This is a genomic window from Vibrio sp. B1FIG11 (genome assembly GCF_905175335.1).
In the GTDB taxonomy this organism is placed as follows: domain Bacteria; phylum Pseudomonadota; class Gammaproteobacteria; order Enterobacterales; family Vibrionaceae; genus Vibrio; species Vibrio campbellii.
This window is the reverse complement of record NZ_HG992751.1, coordinates 882,927-901,121: the sequence shown is the minus strand read 5'-3', so window position 1 is coordinate 901,121 and position 18,195 is coordinate 882,927. Positions and strand designations below refer to the sequence as shown.

At 45.7% G+C, this 18,195-nt stretch carries 12 protein-coding genes; 7 read left to right on the top strand and 5 right to left on the bottom strand.

The window, feature by feature from the left end; translation table 11 throughout:
* Window positions 1-54 precede the first annotated feature (54 nt).
* On the top strand, window positions 55-1,479 hold the full coding sequence (dacB, locus tag KHO06_RS04120; protein ID WP_212582136.1) for a serine-type D-Ala-D-Ala carboxypeptidase: 1,425 nt from the start codon (window positions 55-57) through the stop codon (window positions 1,477-1,479).
* Here the strand turns inward: dacB and KHO06_RS04115 are convergent.
* Window positions 1,458-2,303 carry a magnesium transporter gene (locus KHO06_RS04115; RefSeq protein ID WP_045369761.1) on the bottom strand — a complete coding sequence of 282 codons (846 nt, stop codon included), beginning with the start codon at window positions 2,301-2,303 and terminating at the stop codon, window positions 1,458-1,460. The genes dacB and KHO06_RS04115 overlap by 22 nt on opposite strands.
* Window positions 2,304-2,317: 14 nt before the next feature.
* Between KHO06_RS04115 and KHO06_RS04110 the strand changes: the two genes are divergently transcribed.
* On the top strand, window positions 2,318-2,584 hold the full coding sequence (locus KHO06_RS04110; protein ID WP_033002327.1) for a hypothetical protein: 267 nt from the start codon (window positions 2,318-2,320) through the stop codon (window positions 2,582-2,584).
* Window positions 2,585-2,725: 141 nt separating this feature from the next.
* On the opposite strand, the gene tyrS is transcribed toward KHO06_RS04110, so the two are convergent.
* Window positions 2,726-3,913, bottom strand: a complete 1,188-nt coding sequence (gene tyrS / locus KHO06_RS04105) for a tyrosine--tRNA ligase (protein WP_212582135.1) — start codon at window positions 3,911-3,913, stop codon at window positions 2,726-2,728.
* 130 nt (window positions 3,914-4,043) lie between these two features.
* Between tyrS and KHO06_RS04100 the strand changes: the two genes are divergently transcribed.
* A complete protein-coding gene (locus KHO06_RS04100; protein ID WP_077200223.1) occupies window positions 4,044-5,333 on the top strand; it encodes a peptidoglycan DD-metalloendopeptidase family protein in 1,290 nt (429 codons plus the stop codon).
* A gap of 38 nt (window positions 5,334-5,371) precedes the next feature.
* Here the strand turns inward: KHO06_RS04100 and KHO06_RS04095 are convergent, their stop codons facing one another.
* From KHO06_RS04095 to erpA, 3 genes are all read right to left on the bottom strand, one after another.
* Window positions 5,372-8,506 (bottom strand): efflux RND transporter permease subunit, encoded by a 3,135-nt coding sequence (locus KHO06_RS04095; RefSeq protein WP_212582134.1) that lies wholly within the window; start codon window positions 8,504-8,506, stop codon window positions 5,372-5,374.
* A gap of 9 nt (window positions 8,507-8,515) precedes the next feature.
* Window positions 8,516-9,631 (bottom strand): efflux RND transporter periplasmic adaptor subunit, encoded by a 1,116-nt coding sequence (locus KHO06_RS04090; protein WP_212582133.1) that lies wholly within the window; start codon window positions 9,629-9,631, stop codon window positions 8,516-8,518.
* A 113-nt stretch (window positions 9,632-9,744) separates the two neighbouring features.
* Window positions 9,745-10,086, bottom strand: a complete 342-nt coding sequence (gene erpA, locus KHO06_RS04085) for an iron-sulfur cluster insertion protein ErpA (RefSeq protein WP_005425270.1) — start codon at window positions 10,084-10,086, stop codon at window positions 9,745-9,747.
* A 246-nt stretch (window positions 10,087-10,332) separates the two neighbouring features.
* On the opposite strand from erpA, the gene hemL reads away from it, so the two are divergent.
* The 4 genes from hemL to KHO06_RS04065 all read left to right on the top strand — a co-directional run bounded on the left by hemL (window position 10,333) and on the right by KHO06_RS04065 (window position 17,789).
* On the top strand, window positions 10,333-11,628 hold the full coding sequence (hemL, locus tag KHO06_RS04080; RefSeq protein WP_005425271.1) for a glutamate-1-semialdehyde 2,1-aminomutase: 1,296 nt from the start codon (window positions 10,333-10,335) through the stop codon (window positions 11,626-11,628).
* Window positions 11,629-11,987: 359 nt separating this feature from the next.
* Window positions 11,988-13,073, top strand: a complete 1,086-nt coding sequence (locus KHO06_RS04075) for an AI-2E family transporter (protein ID WP_005425277.1) — start codon at window positions 11,988-11,990, stop codon at window positions 13,071-13,073.
* Between the two features lie 76 nt (window positions 13,074-13,149).
* On the top strand, window positions 13,150-14,175 hold the full coding sequence (gene rsmC, locus KHO06_RS04070) for a 16S rRNA (guanine(1207)-N(2))-methyltransferase RsmC (RefSeq protein WP_045369770.1): 1,026 nt from the start codon (window positions 13,150-13,152) through the stop codon (window positions 14,173-14,175).
* Between the two features lie 227 nt (window positions 14,176-14,402).
* Window positions 14,403-17,789, top strand: coding sequence for a response regulator (locus KHO06_RS04065; RefSeq protein WP_047481676.1), 3,387 nt, complete (start codon window positions 14,403-14,405; stop codon window positions 17,787-17,789).
* The last annotated feature ends 406 nt before the right edge of the window (window positions 17,790-18,195 follow it).

The following is an 18,195-nucleotide window of genomic DNA, read 5'->3' as shown; positions in this document are numbered from 1 at the left end:
CTGCAATTTTTCGGTATATACTCAATTGCATAACTAACCTCACGAACTGTCATTATGCGCTTACGTTGGTCTTTATTACTTTTTTCTAGTCTCGTTCCACTCACATCAATGGCTTATCCTCATCAAGAGGTTTTGCCAGAAGGCTCTCGTGTCAGCTTGATTGCTGAAAAACTCAATGACCAAAGTGAGCTAACAGGTATTCATCCAACCGATCAGTATTTCCCACCAGCCAGCACGCTAAAAGTCGTCACTGCATTAGCGGCAAAACTTGAACTGGGAAACAGCTTTGCGTTTCGCACCACCTTAGAGAGCTCAAACTCAGACGCGGTACTTACTTTTTCAGGGGATCCAACGCTACTGACTCAAGATCTAAAGACCATGCTGACACGAGCCAAGAAAAATGGTTTGAGTCAAATCAAAGGCGACCTTTGGTTAGATAACAGCGCTTTTACTGGTTATAACCGTGCTGTAGGTTGGCCATGGGATATTCTGGGGGTTTGCTACAGTGCCCCAGCTTCTGCGATTACGTTGAATGATAACTGTGTCCAAGCTTCTATCTACACGCAGAAAAATGGTTCTACTCGCGTCTACGTGCCAGAACACCAACCAATAAACGTAAAAACCAGTGTTCAAACCGTCTCTAGAAGCGTTCAGAAGAGCCGTCACTGTGATTTAGACCTAATAGCTAACCCAGACAACCAATACGAACTGACTGGCTGTCTGGTTGACCGAGGCGACAAACCGCTTCCTCTTAAATTTGCTGTGCAAGATCCTGAACGCTATACCAGCCAAAAAGTACAAAAGTTACTCAAGCAAGTTGGTATCTCATTAAAAGGCAATATTCGAATTGGTAAAGCACCAGAAAAGCAGCGTAAGTTGCTTGCAGTACATAAATCTAAACCGTTGCCACAACTTTTAGACCAAATGCTCAAACGCTCTGACAACTTGATTGCAGATACACTGACTAAAACTCTTGGTGCGAAGTTTTTTGTTCAACAAGGAAGCTTTACTAACGGTACAGAAGCCATCAAACAAATCATCTTTGCGAATACCGGTGTCGATATTCGTAATGCAAGACTGGAAGACGGCTCTGGCTTATCACGCAATAACCGAATTTCAGCCACTTCTATGGCGGCCATTTTGCGTTACATTTGGCAGCATGAGAAGGAGCTTAACCTGATCGCAATTATGCCGAAGTCTGGTGAGTCGGGCACTTTGCAATACCGTAAAAGTATGCGCAAAGCGCCGATCAAAGGTCAGTTGATAGCGAAGAGCGGTTCGCTGTACGGAACCTATAACATGGCAGGCTATGGATTAGATAAGAACGGAAAACCAAATACTTTATTTGTTCAGTTTGTATCGGACTACTTTCCAGAAAAGAGGGACGATAACAAGCCTGTCGTCCCCCCTATTACGCAGTTTGAGAAGTTGTTCTACCAAGACATTGTGAGTTTCAGTCAGGCAATGCCTAAGAAGTAGTTCACCACGGTAAAGTAGATCCACATCCCTGAAATATCGACAATCGATGCTAAGACTGGGCTCACCAAAACGGCTGGGTCCAGTTTACAAGCTCGAGCAATAATAGGAAGTAATCCGCCAAGCGTGGTTGAAATAGTCACCTGAATAAACAGCGCGACGGCAATTGCCAACGCGATATCCTCAATCGCAAAGCCTCCTGTCGATTGCCCCCCACTGAATAACATGATGCGGCCGACCATCACGATAGCAATCGCTAGCGCAATAAACAGAGCTACACGGCTTTCTTTCCACAAAACCTCCAACCATTGACGCTTCTTGAGCTCCCCTGTTGCAAGAGCACGAATCACCAAAGTTGCGGCTTGAGTTCCTGTATTACCACCAGCGGCTGCGATCACCGGCATGTAAACCGCCAGCAAAACGAGTTGGCTCAATGTGTCTTCATATTGAGCAATGATTAAGCCAGACACAATCCCAAGTAACGCAAGAGCAACGATCCAGCCAATACGCTGCTTCACATGCCCTAGCACGCTCGTAGAAAGATAACCGTCTGGTGTATCAACCTCAGACATATGCAGACCTAACTGGTGAGCATAGTGACGAGCACGTTTGTCATGCCCAGCTTGTTCAAGTTGAGCAATCAAGCTATTTACATAGCCAACTGAACAGTGCTGCAAAATACCAACCGCCTCATCGATAGGCATAATGGTGAGTAAATGCAGTTGCTGCTCTTGCTCGTATCGCAAAAACGCATTACGAGCGGCACCAATTTCTACTTCAGAAAAGTTTGGTGTTGTTTCAATAAAAGTGTTGTTCATTACCGTCATGGCGAATCTCCCGATTGGCATTGGTAACGACCATCGACAACGCACGCAAAAAGCCTTCAGCACAGTCCATGCGTGTATTAGAAACACTGGATATGCGAAAACATCAATGCCAAAGCACTGTCTATTCAGAATTTATGAAAGGAAATAACAAGAAGGAAAAATTAGAAAAGATGCCTCACCACTCAGGTAAGGCGGAGATCGCCAATACCGAAGCGGGTTATTTCGCTCCCTTAATCTTACTCACCCAACAACTGGGAGGATGGTCGGTATTGTTCATGTAAATCTCCGATAAAGCTGCTCACCTAGCAGCGCGCGTATAGTAGCAAAAATGTGTCACTTTTACAGTCAATCTCTGTGGATTCACCAAATTTTCATACAAAAAAAAGCGCCCAGTGGGCGCTTTCATTTTGGGCAGTTATGGATTACTTGATAGTAATACGTGCGAATTTACGTTTACCTACTTGGAATACGTAAGTGCCTACTTCAGGAGCAAACTTCGCATCAGCAACTTTCTCGCCTTCAATCTTAGCAGCACCTTGCTTAACCATGCGCATTGCTTCAGAAGTTGAAGCACATAGACCCGCTTCTTTCAGTAGGTTTGCTACTGGCGTGCCAGCCTCAAAATCAAACTCTGGCATTTCGTCAGGAATTTGGTTCTTAGCAAAACGGTTCACGAACTCTTGCTCTGCTGCATCTGCATCCGCTTCACTGTGGAAACGAGCAATGATTTCTTTCGCTAGCAGAACTTTAATATCGCGAGGGTTCTTACCCGCTTCTACGTCAGCTTTAAACTGTGCAATTTCTTCCAATGGACGGAAAGACAGTAGCTCGTAGTAGCTCCACATTAGAACGTCAGAAATAGACATGATCTTACCAAACATTTCGCTTGGAGCTTCGCTGATACCAATGTAGTTACCAGAAGACTTAGACATCTTCTTCTCACCATCTAGACCTACTAGAAGCGGCATCATCAGTACAACTTGAGGTTTTTGACCGTGAGATTTTTGCAGTTCACGACCCATTAGTAGGTTGAACTTCTGGTCAGTACCACCAAGCTCAACATCTGTTTCCATTGCTACTGAGTCCCAACCTTGAAGTAGTGGGTACATGAACTCATGAATAGCGATTGGCTGGCCACCAGCGTAACGCTTTTTAAAGTCATCACGTTCTAGCATACGAGCAACGGTTTGGTTCGCTGCAAGGCGAATCATACCTTCTGCGCCAAGCTCAGATAGCCACTCAGAGTTGAACTGAATTTTTGTCTTAGCTGGTTCTAGGATTTTGAACACCTGCTCTTTGTACGTTTCAGCGTTACGCAGAACATCTTCACGGCTTAGCGGTGGACGAGTTGAGTTCTTACCTGTTGGGTCACCAACCATTGCAGTGAAGTCACCGATTAGGAACGTCACTTCATGACCTAGTTCTTGGAACAAGCGAAGCTTATTGAAAATAACCGTATGGCCTAGGTGAATGTCAGGTGCTGTTGGATCGGCGCCCAATTTAATACGTAGAGGACGACCTTCTTTTAGTTTTGCGATCAGCTCTTCTTCTGGAATCAGCTCTTCAACACCGCGCTTAATCTCGGCTAATGCAGCTTCAATGCTCGCCATTCTTGTTCACTCCCACAGATTTGGCAAAAATATAATAGCTGAACATCTTACTTGAATAGCGATGCATTTTGAAACACGTTAGACTAGGTAGTTGTCAATTTTTACGTTTAATTTAGTAATCAAGTACCTCATGCATTCGATTTTTGTCCGACTACCGCTCTTGCACAAAGTACTGATCGGTTTTTTTAGTGCGCTGATCATCGTCGCGCTGTTTTTCTTACCCGATCCGCAAGACCTCGATCCACAGCAAAGCCGACTCAAAGTCGGTGAGCATTACTCGGTACCGATTTCTGTGGAATCACCCGAGCGCAGCACTTCTTCTACTCTTCCTTCTGTTTTGCGCTGGGAAACATACAAAGTCAAAAATGGTGAAAGTGCCGCTGTACTTTTCAACCGCGTCGGTTTATCTCCTCGCCTTCTGCATGAACTGATTACTTCAGATAAAGAAATCAAAGAGCAACTCACTCGACTACGTCCTGGCGACAGGCTGCAATTTGGCTTTGATGAAAATAACGACTTTATTCAACTAAAACGCACACTCAATGCCTTCGAAACGTTCCGCATTAAACTGCAAGGTGGCAAATACGTTTCTGAGGTGGACAAAAAAGAAGTCGATTACCAATACAACTACGCTGAAGCAACAATCAAATCCAACTTCTGGAATGCGGGGATTTCATCCGGTTTGAATGCAAACCAAATTATGGAACTGGCGGGAATTTTTGGTTGGGATATCGACTTTGCGTTGGACATTCGTAAAAACGATACCTTCCGCGTGCTTTACCAAGAGGAAGTGGTTGAAGGTGAAGTGATTGGACGCGGAAAAATCATTGCTGCAATCTTTCACAACCAAGGTGACACCTTTACCGCAATCTTAGATGAGAAGAGCGGTAAGTACTACGATGAAAATGGCCGAGCTATGAAGAAAGCCTTCTTACGAGCACCTTTGGATTTCCGTCGTGTTACCTCTAACTTTAATCCTCGTCGCTTACACCCAGTTACCGGGAGAGTTCGCCCTCACAGAGGTACCGATTATGCCGCGCCTGTAGGCACACCAATTTGGGCTGCGGGTAATGGTGTTGTGCAAAAATCAGCGTACAACAAATTCAATGGTAACTACGTGTTTATTAAACACAGCAATACCTACATTACTAAATACTTACACTTAACTAAGCGAACAGTAAAAACGGGACAACGCGTTAAGCAAGGTCAAACCATCGGTACGTTGGGTGGTACTGGCCGTGTAACTGGTCCACACTTGCACTACGAATTCTTGGTTAACGGCGTTCATAAAAACCCAAGAACGGTAAACTTACCGCAGTCGAAATCTCTGACCGGTAAAGCAAAACAAACATTCTTGGCGAACGCAAAGATCAGTATGGCTAAGCTGGATCGCTACAGTAAATTACTCGCGATGAAGTAGCTAAAACGATTTAAATTGAACAATGACAAAGAGGCAGCCTAAGCTGCCTCTTTTGTTTCGGGGTCTGGTTCATCAATATTGTGTGCACGGCCAAGCATCAACAGACACGGTGTCAGTACCAAGGTCAGCACCGTCGCAAAAGCCAAACCACCCGCAACGGCTGTAGCCAATTGAGACCACCACTGCGTGCTTGGCGCACCAAATTCAATCTTCTGGTTAACTAAGTCGATGTTCATCTCTAGCACCATTGGCAGCAAACCCAGGATAGTAGTGACTGTGGTCAGTAACACTGGACGCAGGCGCTGTACGCCCGTACGTAGAATTGCGTCTGATTTTTCTAACCCACGCTTGCGCATTTGGTTATAGGTATCAATTAATACGATATTGTTGTTCACCACAATACCAGCCAATGCGATCACCCCAATACCCGACATAATAATACCGAAAGGCTTCTGGAAAATAAGCAAGCCAGCAAACACGCCAACGGTAGAAAACAGCACTGCGCTTAAAATCAAAAAGGCTTGGTAGAAGCTATTAAATTGAGTAATCAGGATCAAAGCCATCACGCCAAGTGCAACCATGAAAGCACTTTGTAAAAACGCAGAAGAGTTTTCTTGTTCCTCGTTTTGCCCGCGAATTTTAAACTCAATACCAGCAGGCAAGCCCAACTGCTCTACTTCTGCGGTTATCTTGGGCAATTCAAGGGCAAGGTTATAACCCTCAACCATATCAGCTTTTATGCTCACTACACGACGACCATCAACACGGCGAATCGTATCTTGCTTATGATCTGGTTTAATCTGCGCAAAGTTTGTGATCGGCACTAAACCTGCCGCCGTTTTTACACGTAACTGGTCAAAACGTCCGATATCCCGCTTATCTTGTGGGTAGCGCACTAAGATATCGACTTCTTCATCGGCATCATCTGGCAAATAGTCGCCAATCTTCAAACCATTGGTAACGAACTGGACAGTATTACCAACCAAAGTTGCATCAGCAGCAAAGCGAGAGGCATCGTCTCTGCGGATATCAATCTGCCAATCAATCCCTTCTTTATTGGTTGTATCACTCAAGTTAGTTAAAGCAGGATTACGATCAGCCCAGTAACGAACCATTTTGGCTGCACTGTCTAACTGGTCAATGCTTGAGTTTTGCGCCGACATTTCAATCACAAGATCGTGTTCAACCGGTGGCCCTGCATCGGGAAACTTGTACTCCAGCTCAACACCCGAGAATTGGTTAGTGGTTTGTTTGAGTTCTTCAATGATGTCTTTCACTTTGCGACGATATTGCCAATCGACGGGCGTTATTTGAATCTGGCCAATCTCATCACCATCATTTGAATCCGTTCCGGTGCGCGTATAGACACTCTCAAATTCATCATGCCCTAACATGACTTTTTCAATCTCTTTCATCACGACATCTTTTTCGTTGATCGATAAATCGCCGTAAGAACGCACCTTGACGGTAAAGAAAGCGGGGTCCACTTCTGGGAAGAACTCTGCCCCTAGTCCTGCTTTGTTATAAGTAAAGCCGACACCACCAGCGAGTAGTATGGCACTGAACAGAACTTTAAGTGGATGCTTGATAGCGACCGAGAGCGTTTGATAGTAGAGCTTGGTAATACCAGTAGCCTTATCAAACTCGCCATTATGAAGATCAATCATCTCTTGCTGGCTTTTAGGGTTAACCACTTGTGGCTTACCAATAATCCCACCAATAACCGGAACAAAAAGCAGCGCCATCATCAACGAAGCGGTGAGCGTTGCGATCAATGTTAGCGGCAGATACTTCATGAACTCGCCAGTAATATCCGGCCAGAACAATAGCGGAGCAAACGCAGCAAGGGTCGTTGCCGTCGAGGCGGTAATAGGCCACGCCATTCGTTTTGCCGCGTCCCGATACGCTTCTTTGCGTGGCGTACCTTCTTGCATCCGCCTATCAGCAAATTCGGTCACCACGATAGCGCCATCCACCAGCATACCTACGGCCATGATCAGCGCGAATAGCACCACAATGTTGACCGTTAAGCCAAACACCGAAAGCACTAATAAGCCGGTAAGGAATGAGCCAGGAATAGAGATCCCCACCAAGAGAGCGGTCCGCACACCAAGTATCGCGATAATGACGATAACCACTAAGATAATCGCGGAAAGGATGTTGTTTTGTAGGTCATTGAGCATCAATTTGACGTCATCGGACTGATCCCACGTATATTTGACCTGCAAGTTGTTTGGCCAATCCGCTCGCTTTTGCGCTTCAGTCAGAACCTGTTTAACGAGTTCCACCGTTTCAATGATATTCTCGCCAGCACGCTTTTTCACATTCAATACAACAGCAGGGTCACCATCCAAGCGAGCAAAGCTTTCAGGATCACGGAAGGCTCGGCGCACAGTCGCCACATCGCCAAAAGTAATCACTTCTTTGCCGTTTACCTTAATCGGTAACTCTAATACGTCTTTGAGAGAATCAAATACGGAAGGAACTTTGACTGAAAAACGGCCATAGCCAGTATCCACGAAACCCGCTGCCACAACTCGGTTATTGAGAGCAATCAAGTTGTAGATGTCTGCTTGATCCAGACCATAGTTTTCCATCAACAGCGGATCGACCACGATCTCAACAATGTCTTCACGATCACCGGCAATATCAACTTCAAGCACCTGACGGTAGCTTTCTAGCTTGTCACGCAGTGCTCGAGCAATTTGTACTGTTGTGCGCTCAGGGACGGTGCCATACAGAACCAAAGTGAGGACAGGCTCTTCTGATGCGAACGTCACTTCATTTACTGTTGGCTCATCACTGTCTTCAGGCAATTTAGGTTTGGCAAGATCGACGGCGTCACGCACATCTGCCATTGCTTCAGCCAGATCAACACCGACACTAAATTCAAGCGTAACCGAGGCATGGCCTTCTGAAGCAACCGCGGTCATTTCTTTTACGCCTTCAATCGAACGCAGCTCTTGCTCTATTGGGCGAACTAATAAGCGCTCCGCATCAGTTGGCGAAATGCCTTGGTGACCTACCGAAACATAGATAATAGGGATGGTGATGTCTGGACTCGATTCTTTAGGAATCGTAATGTAGGTGATCACACCAGCAATCAAAATCATCACCAACAAGGTGAGCATCGTACGTGCACGCGATAACGCAGCATCAATCAAAGCAAACATATTGCCTCCTTATTGCTGGTTCGCAGCTTCAATGGCGTCATCCACTTTGGTCGCCATCACTAAATCACCATCACGAGCAAAGCCCTGCCCGAGTACGATGATGTCCACTTGGTCGCCCAGTCCTGAGAGCCAAACGCCATCTTTTTCGGCTTTCACAAGTTGAATAGGAACAAAGTGGACATGCTGATCGCGTAATGTCTTGATGCCAAGGTTGCCTTCTTCATCGAGCGCGAGCATTGCAGCGGTTACTTTCACTGCCATCACTTCACTTAGCGACAATACCACCTCAGCGCTAACACCCGCAGGCATTGCACTTTCATCGTTACTGATTTCAATCTCAATCGGGAAAGTGTTGGTCGAAGTAGAAGATACGCGCCCGATATAACGGATAACACCTTGATGGTGGGTGTTATCAATGGTTCTGACATCAGCTTGCTGGCCTTGTTTTAAATATTGGATATGACGCTCACTCACATCCGCTTCAATGACTAACTTCTCTAAGTCAATGACGGTCGCAATAGGATCGCCAACACCAACAAAATCCCCCACTTCAACGAATCGATGGTCAAGAATGCCGTCAAAAGGCGCTCTGACTTTGGTGTTTTTAAGTGCGGTTTCAACATTACTCAGGTTTGCGCGAGCATCAACAAGTGCAGCTTGTGCCGTGGCAAAGGCAACTTCACCTTGCAAACCTCGGTTTTTCAAAGATTCTGCCGCTTTAAATTCTTTCTCTTTGACACGCAACATTGCTTTAGCGCGCTTAAGTTGAATATCGAGATCGCGCTCGTCGATGTTGGCAATCACCTGCCCTTGTTTAACACGTTGCCCTTTCTGAACGTTCAAGCGAATGATCTTACCCGCAACTTCTGCCCCTAAGCGAGCTTGTCGATTTGGCGCAGTTCGTCCATATAACTCTATGGTTTTACTGGTTGGCTGGGCGGTAAAAGAGTTGAACATCACCTTAGCAACAGGCGTGTCATCGGATTGAGGGGAGGATAATAAACTCGCTTCGTCTTGCGCCTTAAGTTGGCCTATTGCAAGCCATGCAGCAAGTACGAGAATCAGTGTTAAAGAAACTAGCCATGGACGTTCGACAAGGCGTCGTCCGAGAGAAACTTCAGACATACAAAGTCCTTTTTATTTTTAGCTCACAGCCCTCTGTGGAACTGGAGTGCGTTTACGTGACTCCCTGCTACGTAAAACTCAGGCAGCCAATTGGCTGCCTGTTGTCGTGTTAATTAAACACTGAATGATGCACCACAACCACAAGTTGTCGTCGCATTTGGGTTATTAACGAAGAAGCGTGCTCCTTCTAAACCTTCCGTGTAATCAACCACGCCACCGATTAGGTATTGCAGGCTCATTGGGTCTACAACCAGTGTTACGCCACTGTTTACGATGGTTGTGTCGCCTTCATTTACGCTCTCATCAAATGTGAAGCCGTATTGGAAACCACTACAGCCACCACCAGTAATGTATACGCGCAATTTCAATGCTGGGTTTTCTTCTTCTGCAATCAGCGCCTTAACGCGTGATGCTGCAGCATCAGAAAAAGACAATGGTACGTTTACTTCGCTCACGAAGACCTCTCTCACTCGTGTAATGCGTCAAGCCTAAAGCGAGACGTCAAATTTTTGCTAATTAGAGCGATTATCCAATACCTGACAAACTCGTTCAAGTATTCACCGCTGATTCTTTAGAACAGATGCTGATATGTAAGTTTACATCGCCCGTGCCCACATAAATTACCCAAAACGTTTCTAACTTGAGATTAGCTAGGTACAATGCGCTCCACTTGGTCCGAGCAATCAAAAGAGGATAACCCCATGACCAAATCATCAGAGCTATATCAAAAGGCTCAGCAAACCATTCCTGGCGGTGTGAACTCACCAGTTCGTGCATTCAACGGCGTTGGCGGTTCTCCGCTATTTATCGAACGAGCAGACGGTGCACTGATTTTTGATGCCGATGGTAAAGCGTACATTGATTACGTTGGCTCTTGGGGTCCAATGATTCTAGGTCATAACCACGCGGTTATCCGTGAAGCTGTTATCGATGCTGCACAACGTGGTCTGAGTTTTGGTGCGCCAACTGAAATGGAAATTGCCATGGCTGAGCTAGTGTCTGAGCTAGTGCCATCAATGGAACAAATCCGCATGGTGAGCTCTGGTACAGAAGCGACCATGAGTGCAATCCGTCTTGCTCGTGGCTTTACTGGCCGTGACAAAATCATGAAGTTTGAAGGCTGTTACCACGGTCACGCAGACAGCTTGCTAGTAAAAGCTGGCTCTGGCGCACTAACTCTTGGCCAACCAAGCTCTCCTGGCGTTCCTGCTGACTTTGCTAAACACACACTAACCGCAACATTCAACGATCTAGATTCAGTGCGTGAGTTGTTCGCAGCAAACAAAGGCGAGATCGCATGTATCATCGTTGAACCAGTAGCGGGCAACATGAACTGTATCCCACCAGTAGAAGGTTTCCACGAAGGTCTACGTGAAATCTGTGACCAAGAAGGTGCCCTACTGATTTTTGATGAAGTAATGACAGGCTTCCGCGTAGCACTGGGCGGCGCACAAGCACACTACAACATCAAGCCCGATCTAACGACGCTAGGTAAAGTAATCGGTGGCGGTATGCCAGTAGGTGCTTTCGGTGGTCGTAAAGAAGTCATGCAATACGTTGCGCCAACAGGTCCAGTTTACCAAGCTGGTACACTTTCAGGTAACCCAGTAGCAATGGCTGCGGGCTTTGCATGTTTGAACCTGCTAAAAGAAGAAGGCAACGAGAAACGTCTTGCAGCAAAAACCAAACAACTTGCTGAAGGCTTCAAAGTACTGGCAGAAAAGCACGGTATCCCAATGGTAGTAAACCAAGTGGGCGGCATGTTTGGCTTCTTCTTCACTGACCAAGAAACCGTAACGTGCTACGAAGACGTGACTAAGTGCGATGTCGAGCGCTTCAAGCGTTTCTTCCACCTAATGCTAAAACACGGTGTATACCTTGCACCATCAGCATTCGAAGCAAGCTTTACTTCTCTTGCTCACGGTTCAAAAGAAATCGATGCAACACTAGAAGCTGCTGATCGCTGTTTCGCAATTCTGGCTGAAGAAGCAAAATAAGCGCTCTCCACCAGAACACCAATCGCAAAAAAGGACCTTCAAGGTCCTTTTTTATTATCTGGATTAGGCTTGCCAATTAACAATCACGAGGATAGCTAACACGCCAAGAACAATACCAAACCAAGGGATACGTTTGGCTTTCTTTTCACTTTTGCACTTCTTATCGCCGCTACAACAACCCATTTTTCTATCTCTTGATTGATAACCGTCTGATTTGTGGTCATTATAACAAGGTCAATTGCCCCTTCCCAATTCAGCTATGTCATAAGCTTGAAAGAATCGTAGGTGCAAAGTAATAAAGATTTTGCGCTGTGGTATAAGGCGTAAAACATAAATCATCCGTAAGTTGGATTAATCACATGCCGAATAATGTAAAAATCACGTCGAGTCATCGAGTGCTAGTTGTTGCGCTGCTCGCCGCTGCTTTTGCCTGCTATTTATTGGTCGAGCCTTACATCAACTCGATCGTAATGGCGTTTATTATTTCTCTACTCATGTTCCCAATACATGAGTGGTTTGAACGAAAACTGCCAAACCACAAAAACTTGGTTTCACTGCTCTCTTGTGTGGTTCTCACCTTTATTATTGTGATTCCATTATTGTTTGTATTTGCTGCTATCGTGCAGCAAGGGTCGGTATTTTCGCAAAACACCTACAAGTGGGTAAGCAATGGTGGTATCCAAGATATCTTCCAACACCCTTGGGTTGTCAAAGGGTTAGCACTGGTTAATGAGTACTTACCTTTCGACAAAATCGAACCACAAGCCATCGCTGAGAAAATTGGCCAATTCGCCACATCATTTGGTTCAAACCTTGTTGCTATCAGTGCCAAAATCCTAGGGGATGCAACCAACTTCCTGATGGACTTTTTCCTGATGCTGTTCGTGTTGTTCTTCCTATTGCGTGACCACGACAAGATCATCTCAGCGATGCGCCATATTCTGCCGCTCTCTCGCAGCCAAGAAGATAAGATCCTGACAGAGATTGAACAGGTCTCGAAATCAGCTGTAATGGGGTCATTCTTAACCGCGATTGCTCAGGGCTTTGCTGGTGGTATTGGTATGTGGCTCGCAGGTTTCCCTGGCTTGTTCTGGGGCACTATGATGGGCTTTGCGTCATTTATCCCTGTAGTTGGCACGGCGCTAATTTGGATTCCAGCAGCCGCTTACTTGTTCCTAACTGGCGACACAACTTGGGCTATATTCCTAACAGTGTGGAGTGTTCTCGTCGTTGGCTCGATCGATAACCTGCTGCGCCCTTTGCTGATGCAAGGCAGTGCAGGCATGAACACGCTCATGATCTTCTTCTCGCTGTTAGGTGGTCTGCATCTATTTGGTTTGATTGGTCTTATTTACGGGCCATTGATCTTTGCCGTGACAATGGTGCTATTCAATATCTACGAAGAGGAGTTTAAAGACTTCCTCAATCAACAAGACAATAGCTAACGACCGCTTATTCACTTCAAGCTTGGGCCAGATTATGCGAAAATCTGGCCCTAATTATTTCTGATGAACCAAATTTATGTCTGCTTATATCGCTCCTAGCCAAATAGCTCAGCGCCAACTTGAATACTTCAACGGCAAACACGTTTTAGTTGCTGGAGAAGTTGAAGACCTGTTCCCTCTTGAGTTAGTAGCTCATTGTGAGTCTGTTGAAGTATTTACTTCTAACTACAGCTACTACCGTCAAATTCGCACATCGGACAAAGTGAAGAGTCACTTTGGTTCAGAGTTTGATATTGAGACTCAAGCAGACATGGTGCTTTTATACTGGCCAAAAGCCAAGGCGGAAGCAGAATACTTACTGGCAATGTTGATGGCTAAGTTAGGCATCAATACAGAAATCGTCGTCGTTGGTGAGAACCGCTCAGGCATTAAGAGCATTGAGAAGATGTTCAAAGAATACGGCCCGGTTAAAAAATACGACTCTGCTCGTCGCTGTTCATTTTACTGGGGCACTTGCCTTAACCAACCAAAACCGTTCAATCAAGCCGACTGGTTTAAATCTTACGAAATTACACTCGGTGAACAATCTCTTACCGTTAAGAGTCTACCTGGTGTATTTAGCCATGGTGAGTTTGACCTAGGCAGTCGTCTTCTGCTTGAAACCTTACCTAAGCTTTCAGGCAAGGTACTCGACTTTGGTTGTGGTGCTGGTGTGCTGGGTGCATTTATGGCTAAAGCAAACCCAGAGATCGCGATTGAGATGTGTGATATTAACGCTTATGCCATTACCTCTAGCCAAGCAACACTCGAGGCGAATGGGTTATCAGGTCGTGTTTTTGCCTCAGATATCTACTCAGACACGGCTAAAGACTACCGTTTTATTGTCAGTAACCCACCATTCCACAGTGGCTTAGACACCAACTACAACGCAGCAGAAACTCTGTTAGGTCAAGCACCAAAGTACATGACGGCCAACGGTGAAATGATCATTGTGGCGAACAGTTTCTTGCAGTATCCGCCAATTATTGAGAAAGCCTTCAATAATTGCGAGACGCTAAATAAGACCAACAAATTCTCTATCTACTACGCGAAAAAATCCTAACCCTTGGTTGCGCAGGTGAAATCCTGCGCAACTCTTTGCCAAAAACCGCCCAACTCAACGAAAAACTGCGTCGCTCCCCACGCTTTGCAATCAACTTTCTTGTCAAAGAAAAAAAACTCGTTAATTTTGTTAATTCTATCGCATTTAACTTCTTGTCCGTTTTAACGAGAACCTCGGTAAGCCCCAGTAAATTGGTCGCTACCCTTTAATGAGTTGTAATCTTATCCATGTTTAAATTCTACAAAAAGCAGAAATTTAAGCGCCTGCAAAGCACGCTAATGACCGCGTTTTTGGTTCTTAGTATTACGCCACTGACGATCACTGCTATTTTCTTCCTCCAATCCCACAGTAAAGATTTGGAAGAACAGAGCACATCCCATCTGCTCTCAGTCCGTGATACCAAACAACAACAGATCATCGACTACTTTGCAGCTCAAGAAACCGAAGTTATGGGCTTTGTTCGCTCAGAATTGGCTTATGCCAGTGGCGGGCGCTTCTACGGTTTGGTCAATGCCTTTAGCCGATTAGGCCACGACATCGATGAAGCAAGAGAGAATGCACAGCAACGCTATATCAAAGGCAGCGGCGATCAAATCAAAACGTCGATTTTACCGGAATCTTCCAACTACGTTGGCAGTGAGCGTTATCGTCTTCTGCATAAACGTTATCACTGGGCTTACCTAGAGCTATTAAAGCGCTCTGATTTCAACGATATTTTATTAGTTGATATCGACGGTAATGTTACTTATTCGATCAATAAAGATGATAACTTCGGCACCAACCTCCTCAGCGGCCGTTACAAAGACACCGCTTTGGGAAAAACATTTAAACGCCTCTCCGAGGATGTGAGCGCGCGCCGAAAAGTGAATGAAGATTACACGCCTGTCGTGGTATCCGACTTTGATATTGAAAACGGTAAGCAAGTCGCTTGGTTGGGTGCGCCTATTGTTCAGCAAGGCTATCTGCACAGCTATGCAATGTTCCGCTTGCCGAACAATGGCATCACAAAGCTGATTGCAGAAATCAATCGTGACTCTTCAATTGATACCTTATTAGTTGGCAGTGACCACAAACCTCGTACCATCAACACCAAGCAAGAAGACATCCAAAACAGTTTAGAGATCGTCGACAAAGCTTTAGCTGGCGAAACGGAAGTGGGCACTTACAGCAACCGTTTAGGCGAAGAGATGATTGCGGCATTTGCACCTATTGAGACTCGCGGTCTCACTTGGGCTCTCGTTGTACAGCTTCCTGAGAAAGAGGCCTTTGCACGTGTCCATCAGCTCGAGAAGCTGTTTGTCATTGCGATGCTAATAGCGATCATCTTGGTTGTGATTGCTTCACACTACTTATCTAATTTCATCACCTCTCCGCTGCTTAAGCTGACTTGGGCAGCAGAGAAAGTATCTGCCGGCGATCTGGACGAAACCACCTTTAATACAGAGCGTAAAGATGAAATCGGTCGACTCGCAATCAGCTTTGAGCGTATGCAGCGTTCAATTCGTGAAAAGATCCAAACCATCAAGCAACAAAACGAAGAGCTAGAGAGCAACATCAAACTGATCCAAAAGCAAAACGAAGAATTGCAGTTGGCAGATAAGCTGAAAGATGAATTCCTAGCGACAACCTCTCACGAGTTACGCACACCATTGCACGGTATGGTTGGCATTGCAGAGACACTGGTGTCTGGTGCAAATGGCGCGATACCTGCGAGCCAGAAGTACCAATTGGACATCATCATCAAAAGTGGTCAGCGCCTAGCAAACCTCGTTGATGATCTATTGGATTACCACAAGATGCGCTACGGCAGCATGGATATCCAAAAGTCTGCAGTGAGCCTAGCCAGTGCAACACGCTTGGTGCTGGAGCTTTCTGGTCACCTATTGGGTAACAAAACCATCCGCATCATTAACCAAGTGCCAGCGGATCTGAAAGCAGTCTCAGCAGACCCTCAGCGTTTGGAACAAGTGCTGTATAACTTGATTGGCAACGCTATTAAGTACACTTCAGAAGGCAAAATCGTTATCTCAGCGACCGTTGTAGACGATCAAGTCCGAGTACAAGTGGTCGATACTGGTCAGGGTATTCCAGCTGAACACCTAGAACATATCTTCGAACCTCTCATCCAAGCAGGTCAAGATGCTAGTCGCTACCGTCAAGGTGCAGGTCTAGGTCTATCAATCAGCCGTCAACTTATCGAGTTGATGGGCGGTTCATTGTATGTCAGCAGCCAACCTATGGTCGGAACGACATTCAGCTTCACCTTGCCACTCGCTAGTGAAGAAGAAATCAAAGCGACTGAAAGCCTTGCCGCTCGCGGGCATTTCCAAATTCCAGAAGCGAACTTTGACAACAATGACGACTTGTCTCTACCTGAAAACCCAGATGGTCCATTGCTGTACGTTGCTGATGATGAGCCCGTCAACCTGCGCGTTCTTGAAAGCTTCTTAAGACTTGAAGGCTACCGAGTTCGTACCATTTCAGACGGCCCTGAGACACTCGCTTTAATTGAACAAGAGAAGCCTGAGTTGCTGCTACTGGATATTATGATGCCAGGCATGAGTGGCTATCAGGTTTGTAGTGAACTGCGTGAAACTTACGATCATGCAGAGCTGCCAATCATTATGCTCACAGCGCTAAGCCAAACCGAAGACCGCGTTAGGGGCTTTGAAGCGGGAGCGAACGATTACCTAACCAAACCATTTAATAAGCAAGAGCTCGCGGCACGTATTCAGGCCCACTTGACGGCAAGTCAGGCTGAAATGCGCCACATCGAGAACAAGTTACTGGAATCGGAGCTACGCCAGCGTGCTGAAGTCGAAGCCAGCCTGCTCGAGACACAAGGTAGACTGCTAGAACAGCTAGAATCGGCACCTGAGGCGATTATTTGTCTTCGTGAAGATCAACGTATTCGCTTTGCTAACGAAGCAGCATGTAAGCTATTTAAACGTAGCCTAGAACAGCTAAAACGTTCTTCCGCTGATGAGCTAATTGCACCTAAGTTCCTTACGGTTAAGCAGCCGCACTACTGTGGCAAGATTGATATCTACATCGAAGATATTCGTCAAAACATTGAAGCAGACATCCTCAAGCTGCCTGAAGGCTCTGGTTTAGATGTCATGTATATCTTCAATGTAGGAGGCGGCGCGAATGCAGCTCGTATCCATAACCTCGAGACGGCCGTTGAAGTACTTTCAAGTTACGCATTTGATGGTGACAAAGACCAGTTGCAGAAGCTGAAAGAACTTGGCGGTGAGTTTACTCGCCTTGCTGATAAAGCATTGGGTAACAAGAAGGACAAACAAGAGCTGATGCGCGAAGTATTAGTCGATACGATGACTCATGCATTGGAATATTGGGAATCGGTGACTGGAGAAACCAAGTTTGCCTTTGCTGAACAAAGTGGTTTATGGCGCGTCTACCTCGACCGCAGTACATTGCAAACACGTACGCTCGATAAATACATGCGTATTGAGACTTTGCCTAAGACACCGCGCTGGAGGACAGTACTAAGCTCAATTGAATTCATTCTGGAGCACTGTAAAGAACAAAGCCCAGAACGCGCTTACATAGAGGCACAGCGCGATAAGATGCAAAGACTCCTTACGAGCTAACGAAAATCACCAAATACCAGCCCCGCGACTCAGCGGGGCTTTTTTATCCCTGCCTTTATCAATTGCACTGCCATGCTTCCCCTTACTCGTAGTAAGAAACAAGCGATTTAGCGTACAGAGCAAAGATGAGGCTGAGCATTTAGCGTATAAGAAGCTGGAAGCAAGCTATCAAAAACACGTATGAAGCGCTTAACCAAAGCGATTCCAATACCACACTTTTCATCGTCATTTTTAACTCATAACTTTCTTCAAAAGTGCCTTCAAATCACTTCCTTTCCTGAATAAAAAAAGCATAATCAGTAGCCAAATTTTGCTGTCAAAACTTACTTATTTTTCCTCTACAAGGGAAAATTGAGCAACATTTGATACAGATTGCGAAGTCAATCACAACAGAACGGCAGATTAA